The sequence below is a fragment of the Roseburia zhanii genome, from assembly GCF_014287635.1.
In the GTDB taxonomy this organism is placed as follows: Bacteria; Bacillota; Clostridia; order Lachnospirales; family Lachnospiraceae; genus Roseburia_B; species Roseburia_B zhanii.
This window is the reverse complement of sequence record NZ_JACOPH010000009.1, coordinates 40529-60131: the sequence shown is the minus strand read 5'-3', so window position 1 is coordinate 60131 and position 19603 is coordinate 40529. Positions and strand designations below refer to the sequence as shown.

The window sequence follows — 19603 nt, the reverse complement described above, 5'->3', positions numbered from 1 at the left end:
GCATATATAAAGGGTAACAGATACTATGTCTGTTACCCTTTTTTATATGACTGCTGCAACTGCTTAAATCACATTTTTACATAACTTACAAGTGTTTAAATACCGTGTTGTACCATCATCTGCTATATTCTAATGCTCCATCTTCCAGAAATAAGCACTATACGCCGGAAGATCACTGCCACCGCCAAAATCGTGTTTCTCTCCTGTGATCAGATCCACAGCCATTCCACAGCCTGCATCAAAATCTGCATGATAGTTTTCCCCATCTGCATTGATTGCTACATAGACACGCTCGTGCTCACTTTTTCTCTCAAAAATGCACTGCTTATTTGTCAATAATACGGAACGGAAATCTCCGTAATTTAATGCTTCGGAATGTTTCTTTGCTTCGGCAAGTTTGCCGATCCATTCTGTCAGTTCATTTTCAACCGGAGCATCAAAACATGCCCGGAGTGCAGGATCGCCTTCTTCTTTTCTTGCCTTTGCTCCCCACTCACTTCCATAATATATGCATGGAATCCCCGGCATACCAAAGGACAGTGCATAGATCAACGGCAGATGTTTTTCATTGGAAAGGATCGATGCTACTCTTGTCACATCATGGTTATCGACAAAGCTGAGCATATGTTTTCCGCGGTATAATGTCCAGTTTTCCGGTCCAAACTGTCTTAACAGGGAATGGTTGATCTCAAACATATTCATCGAATTAAAACTGGAGTACAATCCCTTATAACATTCATAATTTGTCACCGAATCGAGCATTTCAGGATTCATCCACTGGTTATAATCGCCATGAAGTGTTTCTCCCAGCAGATAGAAATCTTCTTTCAATCCCTTTGTATACTGGTGTAATGAACGTAAGAAATCCGGTGTCAGACAGTATGCAACATCTAATCGCAATCCATCAATATCAAATTCTTCCACCCAGCCTTTGATTGCAGCAAAAATGTGATCTACAACTGCCGGATTGTACAGATTTAATTTGACCAGATCATAATTACCTTCCCAGCCTTCATACCAGAGTCCGTCATTATAATTCGAATTACCGCCAAAATCAATATGGAACCAGTCTTTATATTCAGAATTTTCTCTCTTTTCCACCACATCACGGAAAGCGAAAAATCCCCGTCCGACATGGTTAAATACACCGTCTAATACAACTTTGATGCCTGCTTCATGTAATGCATCACAAACTTGTTTAAAGTCCTCATTCGTACCAAGACGACAATCGATCTTTGTATAATCTCTTGTATTATACCCATGTGTGTCGGATTCAAATACAGGTGAAAAATAAATGGCATTGATCCCTAACTTCTTCATATGTGGAATCCACTCTTTCACCTTTAAGATCCTATGTGTTAAAATGCCGTCATTTTCAAAAGGTGCTCCACAAAATCCCAACGGATAGATCTGATAAAATACACTTTCATATGCCCACATATCTGTCATCTCCTTTTTTATTTAAACTGATTTGCATCTGCATCATAGATGTAATCAATTTCTGCTAACTTCTTTGAAATCTCATCTGCTGATACCTGTAAGGATAAACAGAGATCCTCAAAGGAATCATAATGATCTCTTAACTGCATATTGATATAACTTAATAGCATGACTGCATCATTCGGTAACTGATTATACATTTTTCAACTTTCTTTCTACACCATATTTTGATTCCAGGTCTTTTAATGTTTCCATGTAAGCACTCTGTTTTTTCTGCTGTAACAGTTTTTCTTCTAACTGGTTTTTTACAGATTCAAAGTCCATGACCTGTGCTTCTTTTTTATCTTCTACTAAGATCAGATGATAGCCAAACTGTGTCTTGACCGGAGCAGATACTTCGCCGATCGCTGCTTCAAATGCGGCTTTTTCAAATTCCGGCACCATCTGTCCTTTTCCAAAATATCCTAAATCCCCGCCTTTTTCTTTTGATGGGCAGGTGGAATATTCTTTGGCTGCATCCTCAAAAGATTTTCCTGCTTTGATCTCATCTGCGATCTTATTGGCATCTTCTTCTTTTTCGACTAAGATATGCTTTGCTTTCACCTGTGCATCTGCTGTAAACTGTGCCGGATTGTTATCATAAAATGCTTTTGCTTCACCATCTTCAAGTGTCACCTTATCGATCACACTGGTAGCTGCCATATGGCTTGCTAATTCGTTTTCCATTTTTGCAAGTGTTTCTTTGTACTCTTTGCTCTCTTTGATCTTTTCTTCTTCTGCCATTTTTGCAAAGAGATAAAATCCAATGAGCTGCTCTAAGACTTCGTCCTTTGCCTGCGGGCTGGATAAATAGATCTGCTGCTCCGGCGGATAGTTTGCAATCAGGTCTTTTAATTCCTGTTCTGTAATTTCATGTCCTGCTGATACTGCTAAAATTTTTTCACTCATTCGTAATGCTCCTTTTTATTTTTTCAGGGCTACCCCTGATATTTACGTGTATACAGATAGGTGGCAAAATACAGGATCGATGCAAATATCACGATCATCGGTCCTGTTGCCACGTTTGTATAATAAGATACAAACAGTCCTAAAATCCCTGAAAACAGGGAAAATAATATCGAAAAGAAATGATATTCCCTCATATTGGCTGAAAGATTTCTGCTTGCTGCTGCAGGCAGGATCAGTAATGCATTGATGATCAGGATTCCTACCCATTTGATCGATAACATAACGATCACTGCGATCAGTACAGCAAAAAGATTCTCCACAAGCCGCACCGGTATCTGTCTGCTTTTTGCTAATGTCCTGTGGATACTTGCTGCATGTAAATAATTAAAACAACAGAAAAAGAATACATATGCCACAACAAAGATCACAAATAAGGATACGATCTCCCATTTTGAGATACTTAAGATATCTCCGACTAACAGGCTTGAATATTTGCTGAAATTCCCGCCTTTTGATAAAATCGCAAGTCCTATAGCTACACTGCAGGACGAAAAAACAGAAATGATCGTATCGGTCGATGTTCCGCTTTTACTGCTGATATAATTTAACAGAAGGGCAAATGCGATGCCAAACACCACCATTGTAATATTGGTATCTGCCACTCCTAAAATGACACCGAATGCAATTCCTGTCAATGCCGAATGTCCTAATGCATCTGAAAAAAATGCCATCTTACGGCTGACGATCATCGTTCCTAACATACCAAACAGCGGTGTGATGATCAATATGGCAACAAATGCATTTCTCATAAATCCATATTCTAATCCCATAAGCTGCCTCCCTCTAATTTCGATGCGATCTGGCTGCTACGGTCTTTTTTCTCCCGCCGTACATAGTCTGGAAGTTCCTCTGCACCAAAGATCTGTTTAAATTCTTCACTCTGGAATACTTCTTTTGGCGTTCCTTCCCTTAAAATGCTCTTATCTAATAAGATCACCTTATCCGCATACTTTGCCACATAATCAAGATCATGTGAGATCAGTATGATTGACAGGTCAAAATTTTCTTTCAGATACTGCATATTACGGTAAAACAGCTCCATACCGTTCTGGTCTACACCGGATACCGGTTCATCTAAGAGCAACAGATTCGGTTCATCCATGACAGCCATGGCTAGAAGTACTCTCTGTAACTGACCACCGGAGAGATTGCAGACCTGTTTATCTATCAAGTCTTCGGCTTCAAATACTTCTAATGCCTGTTTGATCTTTTCTTCGATCTTTTTGCTTTTTTTCAGAAAAACAGGGAAACGGAACTGGTAGCTTGCGATCAGATCATAGACACTGACCGGTGTATTTTTCTCGATATTGATACTCTGCGGCACATAACCGATCTTTAATTTCTGTATCCTGCCATTTTCCCTGTCCTTAAATTCAATGTCACCTTCATGTGGAATATCATTTAAGATTGCCTTGATCAGCGTCGATTTTCCTGCACCATTTTTCCCGATGATCGCATTTAAACTTCCACAGTGGATATGAAGGTTGATATCCTCTAAGATGACCTGTTCACCAAAACGCACGCCTAAATGATTCACTTTGATACAATGAAGTCCACATGGCTGAATGATTTTTTTCATACTAATCCACTCCAAACGCTGCTTTTAAAATATTGATATTTTCCTGCATTCCCTTGATATAACTTTCTTTATCGTAATCTCCACGCACTAAGGTATCCAGATAATAGACGTTTACATCTGCTTCTTTTTGGATTGTTTCTGCAAGTTTGCTTCCATAGAGTTTTTCTGCTAAAATGATCTTCACATCATTTTCATTGATCTCTTTTAAAACATCTGCAACTTCTCCTGCACTGATCTGACGTTCTTCATCTAAATCCATCGTATAACAGATGTCAAGTCCATAATCTTCTGCGACATATTCATAGGCTTCATGGAAAGTAATGATCTTTGTACCAGAAGCCGCTTTTTCGATCTTCTCCTGCTGTGCCTGCAAAGCGGCAAGCTTGTCATCATAGGCTTTTGCATTTTCCTGAAAGACTTCCTGATATTCCGGAAATGCTTCACACAGGGCATCCTTGATCTTCTCCACCTGACTGCGGTAATGGCTGACACTCATCCATTCATGTGCATTGTCATGTGTATGTCCATGTTCGTGGCTGCCTTCCTCACTGCCATGATCGTCTGCATCTTCCTCATGGCTGTGCGTATGTTCGGTTTCTTCTGCATGATCTGGTGTATCTTCGTGACCATGTATCGTTTCCTGGCCATCTGTATCAACTTCATCTGCTTCATCAGCGATTGTTTCGACGATATTCAGCTTAGGATACTGCTTGGTCACATCATCTAAGAAAGATTCCATTCCGCCGCCATTGATCACAAACATATCTGCTGTTGACAACAGTTTCATATCTTCCGGTGTCAGCTGGAAATCATGCAGACAGCCTGTCTGCGGCTCACTTAAATTTTTCACCTCGATGGCAGTACAGTCCCCTGCCACATTTTCTGTTGCAATATACATCGGATAAAACGAAGTCACTACGATCACTTTCTCCGTGTCTTCTTCTGTGGTCTGCCATCTTCTGTAAATACCTGTTAACAAACATGCACATGCCGCCACTGTAATCAGCAATAGTGCGGTAAAACGGTATTTATGTTTCATTCAGATACCTCATCACTTTCCTGCTCTAAAACTAATGAATCAATATAGTCCCAGATCTCGTCCCTTCCCTGCTTGGTTTCTGCGGAAAATGGGAAGATCTTTGTTCCCGGACGGACATCTAAGCCTGTACGGATCGCCTTGATATTTTTCTGCACCTGACTGCGTTTGATCTTATCTAATTTTGTTGCAATGATGATCGGTTCAAATCCCTGATAGACCATCCAGTCATACATCGTCTTATCATTTGCTGACGGATCATGCCGGATATCGATCAATAGAAATACTGCCCGTAACTGTTTTGAAGTATGCAGGTAATTTTCGATCATCACGCCCCATTTCTTCTTTTCTGACTCGGATACTTTTGCATAGCCATACCCCGGAAGGTCTACTAAATACATTGCCTGATTGATATTATAAAAATTGATCGTCTGTGTCTTTCCCGGCTGGGCTGAAGTCCTTGCTAATGATTTCCGGTTCATCAGTCCGTTGATCAAAGATGACTTTCCCACATTCGATTTTCCGGCAAATGCGACCTCCGGAAGTGTATTATCCGGCAGTGTACTTGTAATGCCGCAGACGGTTTCAAGTTCTATATTTTTAATTACCATAAATCTGTACTCCTTTATACAAATGCTGTGTCTAACACATCCTCCATTGTTTCCACGTATACGATCTTTAAGCCATTTTTGATCTCGCCTGGTATCTCGTCCATATCTTTTTCATTCTTCTTCGGTACACAGATGGTCTTAATGCCTGCATTTTTCGCAGCTAACGTCTTTTCCTTTAAGCCACCGATCGGAAGGACTCTGCCACGCAGGGTGATCTCTCCGGTCATTGCCACATCAGCCCGCACTTTCTTCTTTGTGATTGCTGATAACATTGCAGTTGCCATCGTAATTCCCGCAGATGGTCCGTCTTTTGGAACGGCACCCTCCGGGATATGGATATGGATATCATTTTCCTTGAAAAATTCTTTTGGAATGTCAAACTTCTCACTGACAGAACGGATATAGCTGATACCCGCCTGTGCGGATTCCTTCATCACATCTCCTAACTGTCCGGTCAGTTTAAATTCACCTTTTCCAGGCATGACATTGACTTCGATCTCTAAGGTATCTCCACCGACGCTTGTCCATGCAAGTCCTCGGACAATTCCGATTTCATCGGTTTTGCCTGCCATGTCAAATGTATATTTTTCTTTTCCTAAGAACTGCTCCAAATTTTTCTTCGTAACGGTTACTTTTTTCTTGTTGCCTTCATAGATCTCGCGGGCAGCTTTTCTGCAGATCTCACCTAACTTACGCTCTAGGCTTCGCACGCCGGCTTCTCTTGTATATCCGCGTATCACCATGGAAAGAGCTTCTTCACTGATGCTTAACTGGTCTTTTTTCAGACCGTTTTTCTTGATCTGCTTACGGACTAAATGCTCTTTTGCAATATGCATCTTCTCATTCTCCGTATAACTGCTGACTTCGATCAGTTCCATACGGTCTAATAACGGCCTTGGAATATCCTGTGCGGAATTGGCTGTTGCAATAAAGAGTACTTCCGAAAGATCGATCGGTATTTCTACATAATGATCCCTGAATCTGCTATTCTGTTCTGCATCGAGCACTTCAAGCAGTGCGGAAGACGTATCTCCTTTATAGTCGCTGCTGACCTTATCGATCTCATCTAATAACATCAGCGGATTTTTCACTCCCGCCGTCCTGAGTCCTGTTGCGATCCTTCCCGGCATGGCACCAACATAGGTTCTTCTGTGTCCGCGGATCTCCGCTTCATCTCTGACACCGCCTAAGCAGATACGCACATATTCTTTATCTAATGCTCTTGCAACGGATCTTGCAATACTTGTCTTTCCGGTTCCCGGAGGACCGACTAAACAGATGATCGGGCTTTCTCCTTTGCTGGTTAAATTCCTTACTGCAAGAAATTCGAGCATACGCTCTTTTACTTTTTCAAGTCCGTAATGATCGTCATCTAAGACTTTTGCCGCATTTTTCAAATCTTTATTATCTTTTGATGCCTTATCCCATGGAAGTTCTAATAAGGTTTCAATGTAGCCTCTTGCAACAGCACTTTCGGAAGAATTGGTGCCGATATTTTTAAAGCGGTCGATCTCTTTTTTAATCTTTTCTTTTACATCTTTTTTGGCTTTTATCTTCTTCAATGCCTGTAAAAACTGGTCTGCGTCCGATTCTGTATTATCTTCTCCTAATTCTTCACGGATCACTTTCATCTGCTCACGCAGCAGATATTCTTTCTGATTCTTATCTACCCGCTGTTTTACTTTTTCCTGAAAATCTTTTTTGATCGATATGATATTGATCTCGCTGAGCAGTAATTCCATCAGCACTTCATAGCGTTCTTCGATGGTTACTGCTTCTAAATATTTCTGTTTTTCTTCATAATATACCGGCAGGTTATTGACGATCAGATCCATTAACTTATCTGCATCTTTTGTTTCAGATACCTGATGTAAAAATTCTTTTCCGGCTTTTGGATTTAAAGCTGCATAACGTCTGTATGTTTCCTGAACGGCACGCAGCATTCCCTCTTTTACCTCTGTGGAATATTCTTCATCTTCTGCTTCAAGAAGGCTTACTTCTGCTAATAAAAATGGCTTTGACTCTACAAATCCTAACAGTTCCGCACGTTTTTCACCTTCTACTAAAATACGCACGATCCCATGCTGCATCTTAATGACCTGCTTGATCTTTGCAAGGATTCCGATATGATACAGATCGTCAATCTGCGGATCGTCGTCCTCGACATCTCTCTGGGTAACCAGGAAAATATTCTGCTCACCCATCATTGCTTCTTCTACTGCTTTTATGGATCTCTCCCTGCTGACATCAAAATGTGCCACCATGCCCGGCAAGATTGTCATTCCCCGTAATGCGACTGCCGGTATTGTAATACTGATATCTCTCAATCTTTTGTCCCTTCTTTCATGTTGAGAAAAGCTGTCAACAGCAACCGGTTCTCCGATTCCTGTGACAGCCCCACATTTGACTGCACAATCGCAGTTTATGCACTCTTTGATTCTAATAGTTCTTCTTTATTCTCGTCGATGGAATCAATAAATCCTTTTTCTTCCACCAGCTCTTTATTGATCGTACACTCGGTAATAGATTCGTCCGATGGGATCTTATACATCAGATCCATCATCACATTTTCCATGATCGCACGCAATCCTCTCGCACCGGTCTGTCGCTCTACAGACTTCGCTGCAACTGCTTCTAATGCATCCTGATCAAAGTCTAATGTCACTCCATCTAATTCAAACAGCTTTTTGTACTGTTTTACCAGTGAATTCTTCGGTTCTGTCAAGATACGGATCAATGCTTCTTTATCCAATGAATCTAATGACACTGTGACCGGCACACGTCCGATAAATTCCGGTATCAGACCAAACTTGATGAAATCCTGCGGCATGGCATGTTTAAATGCTTCTCCGACATTGACTTCTTTTTTATCACGGACGGTTGCATTAAATCCGATTGACTTAGAATCCATACGGGTTTCGATGATCTTCTCAAGACCATCAAATGCTCCACCGCAGATAAAGAGGATATTGGTTGTATCGATCTGGATCAGTTCCTGCTGTGGATGTTTTCTGCCGCCCTGTGGAGGAACAGATGCTACCGTTCCTTCTAAGATCTTAAGAAGTGCCTGCTGTACACCTTCTCCGGATACATCCCTTGTAATTGAAACATTTTCAGACTTCTTCGTGATCTTATCGATCTCATCTATATAAATGATTCCATGTTCTGCACGTTTGATATCGTAATCTGCCGCCTGAATGATCTTTAAGAGAATATTCTCTACGTCCTCTCCGACATAACCTGCTTCTGTAAGTGTTGTCGCATCTGCGATTGCAAATGGTACATTTAAAATACGTGCTAAGGTCTGTGCCAGATAAGTCTTACCGGAACCGGTAGGACCTAACATTAAGATATTACTCTTTTGCAATTCCACATCTAAATCTGCACCTGCTAAAATTCTCTTATAGTGGTTATATACGGCTACTGACAATACTTTCTTTGCATTGTCCTGACCAACTACATATTCATCTAAGAAAGACTTTAACTCTTCCGGCTTTAACAGATTGATTTCCTGCCAGTCTGACACTTTTTCGCGGTCTTCTCTTTCTTCGCCTTCTTCTTCTAATTCTTCCTCAATGATCTCTGCACAGATATCGACACATTCATCACAGATAAATGCTCCACCCGGACCTGCGATCAGCTTTCTGACCTGCGCCTGTGATTTTCCACAGAATGAGCAGTGAACTTTGCTGTCGCCGCCAATTATATTTCTTCCTGCCATAACTTCACTCCATATGAAAACATATAAATATTATTTTTCCCGCTTTGTAATTACATAATCGATCAGACCATACTCTTTTGCTTCTTCTGCTGAAAGATAATGATCTCTTTCTGTATCAGCAGCGATCGTTTCGTATGGCTTTCCTGTATTCTCTGCAAGGATTTCATTTAAGCGTTTCTTTGTCTTTAAGATATTTTCTGCTGCAATCTCAATCTCCGTTGCCTGACCTTTTGCACCACCGGATGGCTGATGGATCATGATCTCTGCATTTGGAAGTGCCATTCTCTTGCCCTTTGTACCGCCTGCTAATAAAAATGCTCCCATGCTTGCTGCAAGTCCGATACAGATCGTAGATACATCACACTTGATATACTGCATGGTATCATAGATTGCAAGTCCTGCTGTTACCATACCGCCCGGAGAATTGATGTATAACTGAATATCTTTTCCCGGATCCTCAGATTCAAGGAATAAAAGCTGTGCAACAACTAAACTTGCTGTTGTTTCATTCACTTCTTCTCCTAAGAAAATAATCCTATCCTTTAACAATCTTGAATAGATATCGTAATTACGCTCGCCTCTGCTGGTCTGTTCAATGACGTAAGGTACTAAACTCATCTCTGCTGCCTCCTGACTCTTTATAATGTTAAACAGACCGGCTCTTATGAGCCGGCCTGTGGCTATGGCTTATTCAGCTTCTGCCTCATCTTTTTCTTTCTTGCTCTTTGCTTTTGCACGTTCTTTGATATTATCCATGATAAGATCAACGGCTTTCTGGATCGCAAGATCTTTCTTCATGGACTCTTTCTCTGCATCACCCATGTATTCTTTGATCTTATCTGCTTCCATGCCATACATAGATGCCATCTTATCAATCTCTGCATCTACATCTGCATCGGATACTTCGATATTCTCATCTTTTGCGATCTGCTCTAATACAAGGCTGCTCTCGATACGGCTGACAGCTTCCGGTCTTACCTGATCCTTCATCTTATCCATTGTCATGCCGGAGAACTGCATATACTGTTCAAAGCTTAATCCCTGCTGTGCGATTCTCTGTGCAAATTCTTCGATCATACTTTCTACCTGTGTATCGATCATTGCATCCGGAATCTCCATGGAAGATTTCTCTACGATCTTTCTGATCGCTTCATCTTCTTTTGTTCTTCTTGCTTCTGCTTCTTTTCTTTCAGCAATATTCTTCTTTAAGTTCTCTTTGTACTCTGCTAATGTATCAAATTCAGATACGTCCTGTGCGAACTCGTCATCTAATTCTGGCAGTTCTTTTGCTTTGATCTCATGGATCTTAACTTTGAACATTGCCGGTTTTCCTGCTAAATCTGCTGCATGGTATTCTTCCGGGAAAGTAACATTCACTTCTACTTCATCACCTGTATTCTTACCGATCAGCTGATCTTCAAATGTATCAATGAAAGAGTGGGAACCGATCTCTAAGGAATGATTCTCGCCTTTGCCGCCTTCAAATGGAACGCCATCGACAAATCCCTCAAAATCGATCACTGCTGTATCACCGTTTTCAATCGCACGGTCTTCTACAGTGATTGTTCTTGCATTGTTATCTCTTTCTTTTTCTACTGCTTCATCTACTTCTTCGTCTGTTACCGTTGTGTCGATCTTTGTTACAGTAACTCCCATGTATTTACCAAGTTTTACTTCCGGTCTTACAGCTACTTCTGCTGTGAAGATGAAAGGTTTTCCTTTTTCGATCTGTGTTACATCGATAGATGGACGGGATACGATATCTGCTCCGCTCTCATCTACTGCTGCACCATAATTCTCCTGGATCAGCATATTTGCTGCGTCTTCAAAGAATATTTCCGGTCCATACATTTTCTCGATCATATTTCTTGGCACTTTTCCTTTACGGAATCCCGGAAGGCTGATCTTATTCTTCTGTTTTAAATATGCCTTCTGTAATGCCTCTTCTAACTTATCCTCTGACACTTCGATGGTAAGTTTTGCCATGTTCTTCTCTAAATTCTCTACCTGTACACTCATTATAACTGTTTTCCTCCTTATATATAAATAGATGTACGGTAACTATTCAGTACTTTCATAGTTACAATATACGTTCTCTTTCTTCTGCGGCAACATGCCCGATTGTAAGTGTTCTGAAAAATAGGCATACTTCCACCGCCTGCAGTCATTGAAGTATTATAGCATATGCATTTTTAAAATACAAGTAGATTTTACGATTCGAAAATGGTATGATATGTATGTTTATGGGATAGAACGTTACTGTTCAGACGCAAGCTTGACACCGCGCTGTCAATCTATGCGCCATAATGTTAATTATTGTGTGATTACAGCCCTGCCTCGCAGAGGCATTTTAAATGGGCTGTAATCGTTGCTGATCACACTGTCAGGTGTGAACAGCAACGAAAGAACAAAGCAGAGGAGGACTGGTATGAACAATTATATCATTACGACAGATACAACCACTGACTTACCTGAAGATTACATCAAAAAACATGATCTTGGTATCATGTCGCTTACTTACACGTTAGAAGGTACGACTTATTCTAAGGATAACCCGTTAGATGTCAGGCTGTTTTATGAAAAAATGCGGAACGGCTCTATGCCGACAACGTCACAGGTGAATCCTGAAAATGCTAAAAATATATTTCTTCCTTATTTAAAGGATGGCTATGATATTCTTCATATCGCATTCTCTTCCGGCTTAAGCGGCAGTTATAACAGTACCCGCATCGCAGCAGAAGAATTAAGCGAAGAATTTCCGGATCGCAAGATCACAATCATTGATTCCTTAGCAGCATCACTCGGAGAAGGTCTGCTGGTCCACAAAGCAGTCATGCTCAAAGAACAGGGTGCCGATCTTGATACAGTTGCCGACTGGGTAGAACAGAATAAACTGCACATCGTACACAATTTTACCGTAGATGATCTTTTTCATCTGCACAGAGGCGGACGTGTTTCAAAGGCAACTGCTATTTTAGGCACGATGATCAATGTAAAACCGATCCTGCATGTAGATGATGAAGGTCACCTGATCGCACTTTCTAAAGTACGTGGCAGAAAAAAATCTTTACAGGCACTTGTGGACAGCATGGAAAAACAGATGGGTGCTTACCGCAGCCAGAATGACATTGTCTTTATCAGTCATGGTGATTCCCTTGCTGATGCCCAGTATGTCGCTGATCTGGTGAAGCAGAGATTTGGCATTGAAAGTTTCCTGATCAACTATGTTGGTCCGACGATCGGTGCACACTCCGGTCCGGGAACGATCGCACTGTTTTATATGGGTGATTACAGATAATATATTGAAACTTTTATCAAATACAAAACAGAGAGCTTTAAGGCATACTCAAACACCTTATACGCTCTCTGTTTTTTTATCTCTTTAGCTCTGACATGATCTCACTTTTCCTGCTTCCGATCATCAGTTCCATATTATAGGTAAAATACCGTTTACATTCATGCTCTGCTAAAAATCCCACAGCCGCTTTATTGACGGATAATTCAGTCACAAACACGACCATTTCTTCGCTCTTTCCAAACGCATCTTCCATAAAGTCAAATGCATATTCTAATGCTTTTTTTGCCTCTTCCTCTATCTGTTCAAGTTCCATACGGCAGCATTCAAACGGAATCCTTGCTTCTTCAAAAGCATCTTCTTTTGTGGCTGTCTGACTGCTCACTTCTCCTTCTTTTAACAGGCTAAACAGCTTATGCATCTTTTTGACCTCAGCTTTATCAAACAGACCTGCCTGCTCTTTTTCTTTTGCTTCCTGCCGCATCTGATCCTCTCTTTTCTGATACTCTGCCGCTGGATCGTCACAGGTTTCTAATGCCTTGCGGTAAGATTGTAAAAATGCAAAATATTCATCTGTAAGCTGTTTTTCCTCATCTGCTGCTTTCAGATATCCCATGAGTCCGTCTAACAGCAGGTTCACGACACTTAACCGCTCATCAAATCCTGCCTGCTCGATCCTTGCAAAAACTGCCGGTTTTACCTGACCGGAAAGGATCTTATCAATGCCATAATCGTCCTGATATTTGCGGTAGAGATCGATATATGCAGTCACATCTTCTGCGACTTCCTTATGGTGCAGATATTCATAAACAATCTCCTCTGTCACCGGAAGATCCTCTTCCTCATAGGCATACAGAAGATAGGAAAAATCTTCCCAGCCTCTTGCTGTCACATACTGCATACCGTCCACATCTGCTTCGATCCGGTAAAAATTCTTCGGCCGCAGTTCTAAATAACTAAGAAGTGCACCATGCAGATTCTGCTCTTTTGCATACTCCATCCAGACTTTTTTATCTGCTTCTACTGTGATCGTCCGAACGCGGTCTAACGTTACCATATCAAATTCCTTTACGGATCTGTTATATTCCGGCGGATTTCCTGCTGCTACGATCAGCCAGCCTGCTGGTATCTGCTGGTTGCCAAACTGCTTACACTGTAAAAACTGCAGCATCGTCGGTGCTAATGTTTCCGATACGCAGTTGATCTCATCAATAAATAAAATTCCTTCCTTGCGTCCGGTTTCTTCTATCTTCTGATAAACACTCGCAACAATCTCACTCATCGTATATTCGGTGACTGCATAGGTCTTTCCCTGAAATTCCCTTTCTTTAATAAATGGCAGTCCGATGGCACTCTGTCTGGTATGATGCGTGATCGTATAAGACACGAGCCCGATCCCACACTCTCTTGCGGTCTGCTCCATGATCTGCGTTTTTCCAACCCCCGGCGGACCGATCAAAAGGAGCGGACGCTGTCTGCGTACAGGAATCTTGTATGCTCCGGTCTCATCTTTTTTCAGATATGCCCCGATCGTATGCCTGATTTCTTCTTTTGCCTGTCTGATATTCATAATTCAAATTCCTCCGGTTCTAATCTAAGACGCATCGCCCAAGGCGGTATGGCAGTTTCGTCATAATCTTCTAAAAATAAAAAAGCGGTTTTAAAGTCCGGCTTTTTCTCTGGGTAAATTCCTTTTCCATCCGTAAAATATAAAAGTCCGCCTAAATTTTTAAATTCCCCATGTCTGCGCAATTCTTCTATATAAGAAAATGCAGGACGAAAATCCGTTCCCCCGCCTCCCACAAAAGGAAATTCCTGCAACAGATGTGTAAGATCTTTCCGGCTCTCAATCTTCGTATCCATCTGTACTTTATCATCACATTGTAAGATACGGATATGGCACTTTTCAAAGAAATTATGTTTCTGCTTTAATATGGAAAATGTTTCTTCTAAAAATCCAGTGACCAACGCTCCGCTTGTAGAATCACTCGTATCGATCACAATGACAAACTCCTTGATCTTATGGACTTCCCTGCTTTCTAATGGCTCGATCAGCGGCAGATTTCCATAGAGTTTCAGACCATAGGTATAAAATCCGAGATCAAATTCATCTAAATCTAAATGTACTTCTTCCTGCAAAATAGCAAATTTCTGTAAAAAATCACGATAACTTCTGCGGCTTTTTCCGGCACGTATCTGTGCATTTAAGACTTCTTCCCCCTCTTTTGGATCATCACCCCTGCGGTTTTTCTCTAAGGTCACACTTCTTGCCGTTTTATCCCAGTTCTGTTTTGCCTCTGTTACAAGCGGCGACTGCATTTCTTCCTCTTTTGGCCAGAATCTGTGGTCATCTGTATAAAATTCCTGTTCTAAAACAGTAATCTGTTCTGCCTTTTGCTTTTTTAACAACCGGCAGATCATGGCTGCCGATACTGCCCCTTCTTCTCTTAAAAGTTCATATGTCTGCTGTCTGATGTAGCTTAAGATACGTTTTGTACATTCTGCATGAAGCGAATCGATTGTATATTCTACCGCAATATCACAGGCAAGATCCCACAGCCGTTGATCTTGGCTGCCCCTGATCCATAAATGTTTAAAGATACAGTGAAATACCACATGCAGATATGTCCTGTCCAAAAAAGGCGTATTTTTTTCAAACAGCCGGAAAACGGGTTCTGTCGAATAATATAAATATCTGCCATCGGTTGCAAAGGTAAGCAGTCCCTCTATTTTTTTATAGGAAAAAGCGGATAATGCCATTTCCATATAGCGAAATTCTAAATATAGTTCACGTCTGACAAAATTTAAGATCTTTGCAGACATTTCCTCTTCCCATTCTGTCTGTGTCTGGATATGTGACATTTCTTCACCTCTTTTATCGAATGATATGATACACGAAATGCTCCGTTGCTACGCAACTCCCGCAATTCTACACCCATTCGGGATCCGCTGATTTTCAACGGAAATCACTCCTTCCTCATGTGTGGACGGGTCAACAAGTCAGAACTCGTACCGGTTCTTTCGCTGTGTCCGCTTAGATGCCTGCCAGCCTAAGAATACTGCCGCACCTTCTGCCCAGCCTGCTTCTGCTGCTCTTTTCATACATTCTGCAAGATTTCTGTCATCGATCAGCTTTTTCTGATATAGTTCCTGCAGGATGGACAATTCCTTTTTATCTGTTAACGAAATCACAATTTTACTGCTGTGTTCCCTGACATAACTGCTGTACTGCTGTCTGTGTTCTTCTTTAAGATCATATGGATAACACAGGCGGTCTAATGCCATCTGGGAGAGCGTCTGCTCTGATTCTTCCACACATGCCTGTGCAAAGACTGCATCATACCCTGCAAGATCAACCTTGCCGTCTTTCATACACTGTCTAGCCCGGAATCCTTCTCCAGTGATGCTCCTGCCAAAAATATGTGCCGGTGCGATCTCGTCATAGGATTCATAATATTCCGGGTATAAAAGTTTTGCCGTAACCTGTCCATCTTCTGTAAATACTACTTCAAGATCCGATGTGATCTGCTTTAATATCTTATCTGCCCCGCCTGCCGTCTGAGGCGAATAAAAAAGCATCATCTGATGGAATGCAGTCGTATTCATAAATGCATCACTGCCTAACTGATCGATCTTCCCATGCAGATACAGCTTTTTTAAATTCCTGCAATTATAAAATGCGCAGTTTCCGATGGTATGCACCGAAGCCGGTATTTCTACTTCTTCGATTGCATTTCCTGCTAATTCCCTTAAGTTTTTGACAGAATATCCATCTTCTGTGACTACTTCTTCGAAAATATCTGCCTGTTGATCGGAAGTTTCTGCTTTGAAATGCGTGACCGGTGCAAAACAATATGCGGCTATTTCTGTCAGCGGAACGCCACCTATTTCTTCCGGCAGTCTGATACATGGAAATTCGCCGTAAACTCTTAACAGACATGCACTTCCATCTGTCCGTTTTTTCCATATGATACGATAATTGTTCATCTGCTCCATCAATCTGCCCTTTCTGTTTTCGTTTGTACCGTTCCTGCCCATCTTCTGCATATAATCCTCAGATATCACCATATCCAGCCTTTATTTCTCCGTTTATTATAACAAGGAATTTTCTTAAAATTCATTGTATATTTTTTACAAAAAAAGCGTTCCATAAAAAAACAAATGAGGGTAATCTTATGAAACTGAAAACATAACTTTCTTTAGTCTATGCGTCTGTTGTTCTGGTGATCGTTGTGATCGTCGGCAGTGTTTCTTATAACAACAGTGCTAAGATAGGAACCACTGATGCAAAGAATACGATGCAGACATCGGCAGATCTTGTATCAGAAGAAATTGCAGCTTCTGTAGAAGCTGCAATGAGGATTTCATCTGCTTCGTTGATTTCTGCTTAATCGATCGAGAGCACTTTATAATCCTGTTCCTCAACTGCATTTTTCAATACATCATCTGCGACTTCACTGTTTAAAGTTACGACAGCAGTTCCGTTTTCATGGCTTACTTCTGCTTCTGCAACAGCATCTAATGCTTCTAATGTTTTTTTAACTCTTGCCTCACAGTGTCCACACATCATACCTTCGATCTTCATTGTTTTTTTCATTGTTTTGTTCTCCTTCTTCTCTTTTACTTTTATTTTTTTATCCTTACCTGCATCATAGACAGACAGCAGATTCAGACGAAGTGCGTTAGTTACTACACAGAAACTTGATAAACTCATTGCCGCTGCTCCAAACATCGGATTTAATTTCAGTTCGAATAATGGAATCCATACTCCTGCGGCTAATGGGATTCCTATGATATTATAGATAAATGCCCAGAAAAGATTCTGGTGTATATTGCGGAGTGCTGCACGGCTTAGACGTATCGCAGCCGGTATATCGGTCGTTTTACTTTTCATCAGTACCACATCTGCAGCATCGATCGCCACATCGGTTCCTGCACCGATCGCAATTCCCATATCTGCCCTTGTCAATGCCGGTGCATCGTTGATCCCATCACCGACCATTGCCACTTTGCCTTGTTCTTTCAAGAAGCGGATCACACGCTCTTTGCCTTCCGGCAGTACACCTGCGATCACTTCATCGACACCAGCCATTTTTCCGATCGCATCTGCTGTCCGTTCATTATCTCCGGTAAGCATGACAACACGTATTCCCATATTCTTAAGTTCCGCAATTGCCTGTCTGCTTTCTTCTTTTAATACATCGGCAACTGCAATGATTCCTAAAAACTGTCCTTCTTTTGCGAAGAATAGTGGTGTCTTACCTTCATCGGCAAGCTGTTTTGACTGCATGAGAGAATCTGATGGGATCTCTAGTTTTGTTCCGATAAAATTCGCATTACCGCCAAATAACAATGTGCCATTTAATTTTCCTGTCAGTCCGTTTCCTGCAACTGCGGCAAACTCTTCAATATCTTCTGTCTTCCGGTTCTTTTCCTTCGCATAACGGATCACTGCCCCTGCTAATGGATGCTCACTTTTCTGTTCTAAGGATGCGGCATAATATAATAATTCTTCTTCCTTTATGCCTTCTGCCGGCAGTATATCGGTTACTGTCGGTTCGCCCGTTGTAATCGTTCCTGTCTTATCAAGTGCAACAATCTGGACTTTTCCGGTTTCTTCTAACGATACTGCGGTCTTAAATAAGATACCATGCTTTGCCCCGACTCCGTTTCCAACCATAATCGCTACCGGTGTTGCTAATCCTAATGCACAAGGACAGCTGATCACAAGAACGGAAATCCCTCTTGCAAGTGCAAAACCGACACTCTCTCCGGCAAGCAGCCAGACGATGATTGTAACTAAGGCAATCCCTATGACGGCCGGCACAAAAACTCCCGATACTTTATCTGCCACTTTTGCGATCGGTGCCTTGGTTGCTGCTGCATCACTAACTAACTGGATGATCTTTGACAATGCGGTATCTTCACCGACACGGACTGCTTCACATTTTAAAAATCCTGACTGGTTTAACGTTGCCTGTGATACATGATCCCCTGAAGCTTTATCCACCGGAATACTCTCACCGGTCAATGCAGATTCGTTTACAGCACTGATACCTTCTAATACAATACCGTCCACGGGTATATTTTCTCCGGGACGTACGACGAAGATATCGCCTTTTTTCACCTGATCGATTGGGACTTCAACTTCTTCTTTGTTTCGGACAACGGCTGCCTTTGTCGGTGAAAGGCGGATCAGGTTCTTTAATGCATCTGTTGTTTTTCCTTTGGATCTGGCCTCTAACATTTTTCCTACTGTGATCAGTGTCAGGATCATTGCGGCTGATTCAAAATAAAATTCATGCATATACTGCATGACAAGATCCATATCACCTTTTACCTGTGCATCGGTCATTGCAAATAACGCATATGTGCTGTAGACAAAAGATGCCATCGAACCAAGTGCAACTAAGGTATCCATATTTGGTGACAAATGAAACAGACTCTTAAATCCATTGATAAAAAATTTCTGGTTGATCACCATGATTGCTACAGTGAGCAGTAACTGTAAGAGTCCCATTGCCACATGATTGCCTTCAAAAAATGACGGCAGCGGCCAGTTCCACATCATATGTCCCATGGAAACATACATCAGTACTGCAAGAAAACCAATGGATGCGATCAGACGCTTCTTTAATACCGGAGTATCTTTGTCTTTTAATAATTCTTCATTTGCTCTAGTCTGTGCATCTTCATTACTGTGACTGCCTTTTAATGCTGCACCGTATCCGGCATCTTCTACCGCCTGGATAATATCTTCTGCTGATGCACTTCCTTCTACTCCCATGGAATTTGTCAAAAGGCTGACGGCACAGTCTGTAACACCCGGTACTTTCCGGACTGCCTTTTCCACGCGGGCACTGCAGGCAGCACAGCTCATTCCGGTCACTGTATATTGTTCCATCTTTATCAC

General features: G+C 41.5%; 17 protein-coding genes. 2 read left to right on the top strand and 15 right to left on the bottom strand.

The features are described 5' to 3' along the window. Positions 1-129: 129 nt before the first annotated feature. The 11 genes from H8S17_RS10935 to tig all read right to left on the bottom strand — a co-directional run bounded on the left by H8S17_RS10935 (position 130) and on the right by tig (position 11414). Positions 130-1440 carry an alpha-amylase family glycosyl hydrolase gene (locus H8S17_RS10935; protein WP_186867339.1) on the bottom strand — a complete coding sequence of 437 codons (1311 nt, stop codon included), beginning with the start codon at positions 1438-1440 and terminating at the stop codon, positions 130-132. Between the two features lie 17 nt (positions 1441-1457). Then, the gene (locus H8S17_RS10930; RefSeq protein WP_186867338.1) at positions 1458-1640 is read right to left on the bottom strand and encodes a DUF4250 domain-containing protein; all 183 of its coding nucleotides are present in this window, start codon (positions 1638-1640) and stop codon (positions 1458-1460) included. Further along, positions 1633-2388 (bottom strand): peptidylprolyl isomerase, encoded by a 756-nt coding sequence (locus tag H8S17_RS10925; RefSeq protein ID WP_186867337.1) that lies wholly within the window; start codon positions 2386-2388, stop codon positions 1633-1635. Before H8S17_RS10925 ends, H8S17_RS10930 begins: the two co-directional genes overlap by 8 nt. Positions 2389-2417: 29 nt before the next feature. Beyond that, a complete protein-coding gene (locus tag H8S17_RS10920) occupies positions 2418-3218 on the bottom strand; it encodes a metal ABC transporter permease (protein ID WP_186867336.1) in 801 nt (266 codons plus the stop codon). Continuing rightward, entirely contained in the window at positions 3209-4027 is an 819-nt protein-coding gene (locus H8S17_RS10915) for a metal ABC transporter ATP-binding protein (protein WP_186867335.1), read from the bottom strand. The genes H8S17_RS10920 and H8S17_RS10915 overlap by 10 nt, the downstream gene beginning before the upstream one ends. Position 4028: 1 nt before the next feature. Continuing rightward, on the bottom strand, positions 4029-5066 hold the full coding sequence (locus H8S17_RS10910) for a metal ABC transporter substrate-binding protein (RefSeq protein ID WP_186867334.1): 1038 nt from the start codon (positions 5064-5066) through the stop codon (positions 4029-4031). After that, on the bottom strand, positions 5063-5674 hold the full coding sequence (gene yihA, locus H8S17_RS10905) for a ribosome biogenesis GTP-binding protein YihA/YsxC (protein WP_186867333.1): 612 nt from the start codon (positions 5672-5674) through the stop codon (positions 5063-5065). Before yihA ends, H8S17_RS10910 begins: the two co-directional genes overlap by 4 nt. Before the next feature lie 14 nt (positions 5675-5688). Next, positions 5689-8001, bottom strand: a complete 2313-nt coding sequence (gene lon, locus H8S17_RS10900) for an endopeptidase La (RefSeq protein WP_186867332.1) — start codon at positions 7999-8001, stop codon at positions 5689-5691. A gap of 95 nt (positions 8002-8096) precedes the next feature. Beyond that, complete coding sequence (gene clpX / locus H8S17_RS10895) at positions 8097-9395, bottom strand: ATP-dependent Clp protease ATP-binding subunit ClpX (protein ID WP_186867331.1); 1299 nt, start codon at positions 9393-9395, stop codon at positions 8097-8099. Positions 9396-9425: 30 nt separating this feature from the next. Next, complete coding sequence (gene clpP, locus H8S17_RS10890; RefSeq protein WP_330595738.1) at positions 9426-10037, bottom strand: ATP-dependent Clp endopeptidase proteolytic subunit ClpP; 612 nt, start codon at positions 10035-10037, stop codon at positions 9426-9428. A gap of 45 nt (positions 10038-10082) precedes the next feature. Further along, entirely contained in the window at positions 10083-11414 is a 1332-nt protein-coding gene (tig, locus tag H8S17_RS10885; protein ID WP_186867329.1) for a trigger factor, read from the bottom strand. Between the two features lie 409 nt (positions 11415-11823). Between tig and H8S17_RS10880 the strand changes: the two genes are divergently transcribed. Continuing rightward, positions 11824-12693, top strand: a complete 870-nt coding sequence (locus H8S17_RS10880) for a DegV family protein (protein WP_186867328.1) — start codon at positions 11824-11826, stop codon at positions 12691-12693. Positions 12694-12769: 76 nt separating this feature from the next. On the opposite strand, the gene H8S17_RS10875 is transcribed toward H8S17_RS10880, so the two are convergent. From H8S17_RS10875 to H8S17_RS10865, 3 genes are all read right to left on the bottom strand, one after another. Continuing rightward, on the bottom strand, positions 12770-14260 hold the full coding sequence (locus tag H8S17_RS10875; protein WP_186867327.1) for an AAA family ATPase: 1491 nt from the start codon (positions 14258-14260) through the stop codon (positions 12770-12772). Then, the gene (locus H8S17_RS10870; protein ID WP_186867326.1) at positions 14257-15552 is read right to left on the bottom strand and encodes a vWA domain-containing protein; all 1296 of its coding nucleotides are present in this window, start codon (positions 15550-15552) and stop codon (positions 14257-14259) included. The genes H8S17_RS10875 and H8S17_RS10870 overlap by 4 nt, the downstream gene beginning before the upstream one ends. 138 nt (positions 15553-15690) lie before the next feature. Continuing rightward, positions 15691-16758 carry a leucine-rich repeat protein gene (locus H8S17_RS10865; RefSeq protein ID WP_186867325.1) on the bottom strand — a complete coding sequence of 356 codons (1068 nt, stop codon included), beginning with the start codon at positions 16756-16758 and terminating at the stop codon, positions 15691-15693. 164 nt (positions 16759-16922) lie between these two features. Here H8S17_RS10865 and H8S17_RS10860 point away from each other — a divergent pair, with 164 nt between their 5' ends. Further along, complete coding sequence (locus H8S17_RS10860) at positions 16923-17081, top strand: hypothetical protein (RefSeq protein ID WP_186867324.1); 159 nt, start codon at positions 16923-16925, stop codon at positions 17079-17081. Here the strand turns inward: H8S17_RS10860 and H8S17_RS10855 are convergent. Next, the gene (locus H8S17_RS10855; protein WP_186867323.1) at positions 17078-19594 is read right to left on the bottom strand and encodes a heavy metal translocating P-type ATPase; all 2517 of its coding nucleotides are present in this window, start codon (positions 19592-19594) and stop codon (positions 17078-17080) included. The genes H8S17_RS10860 and H8S17_RS10855 overlap by 4 nt on opposite strands. Positions 19595-19603: the final 9 nt, after the last annotated feature.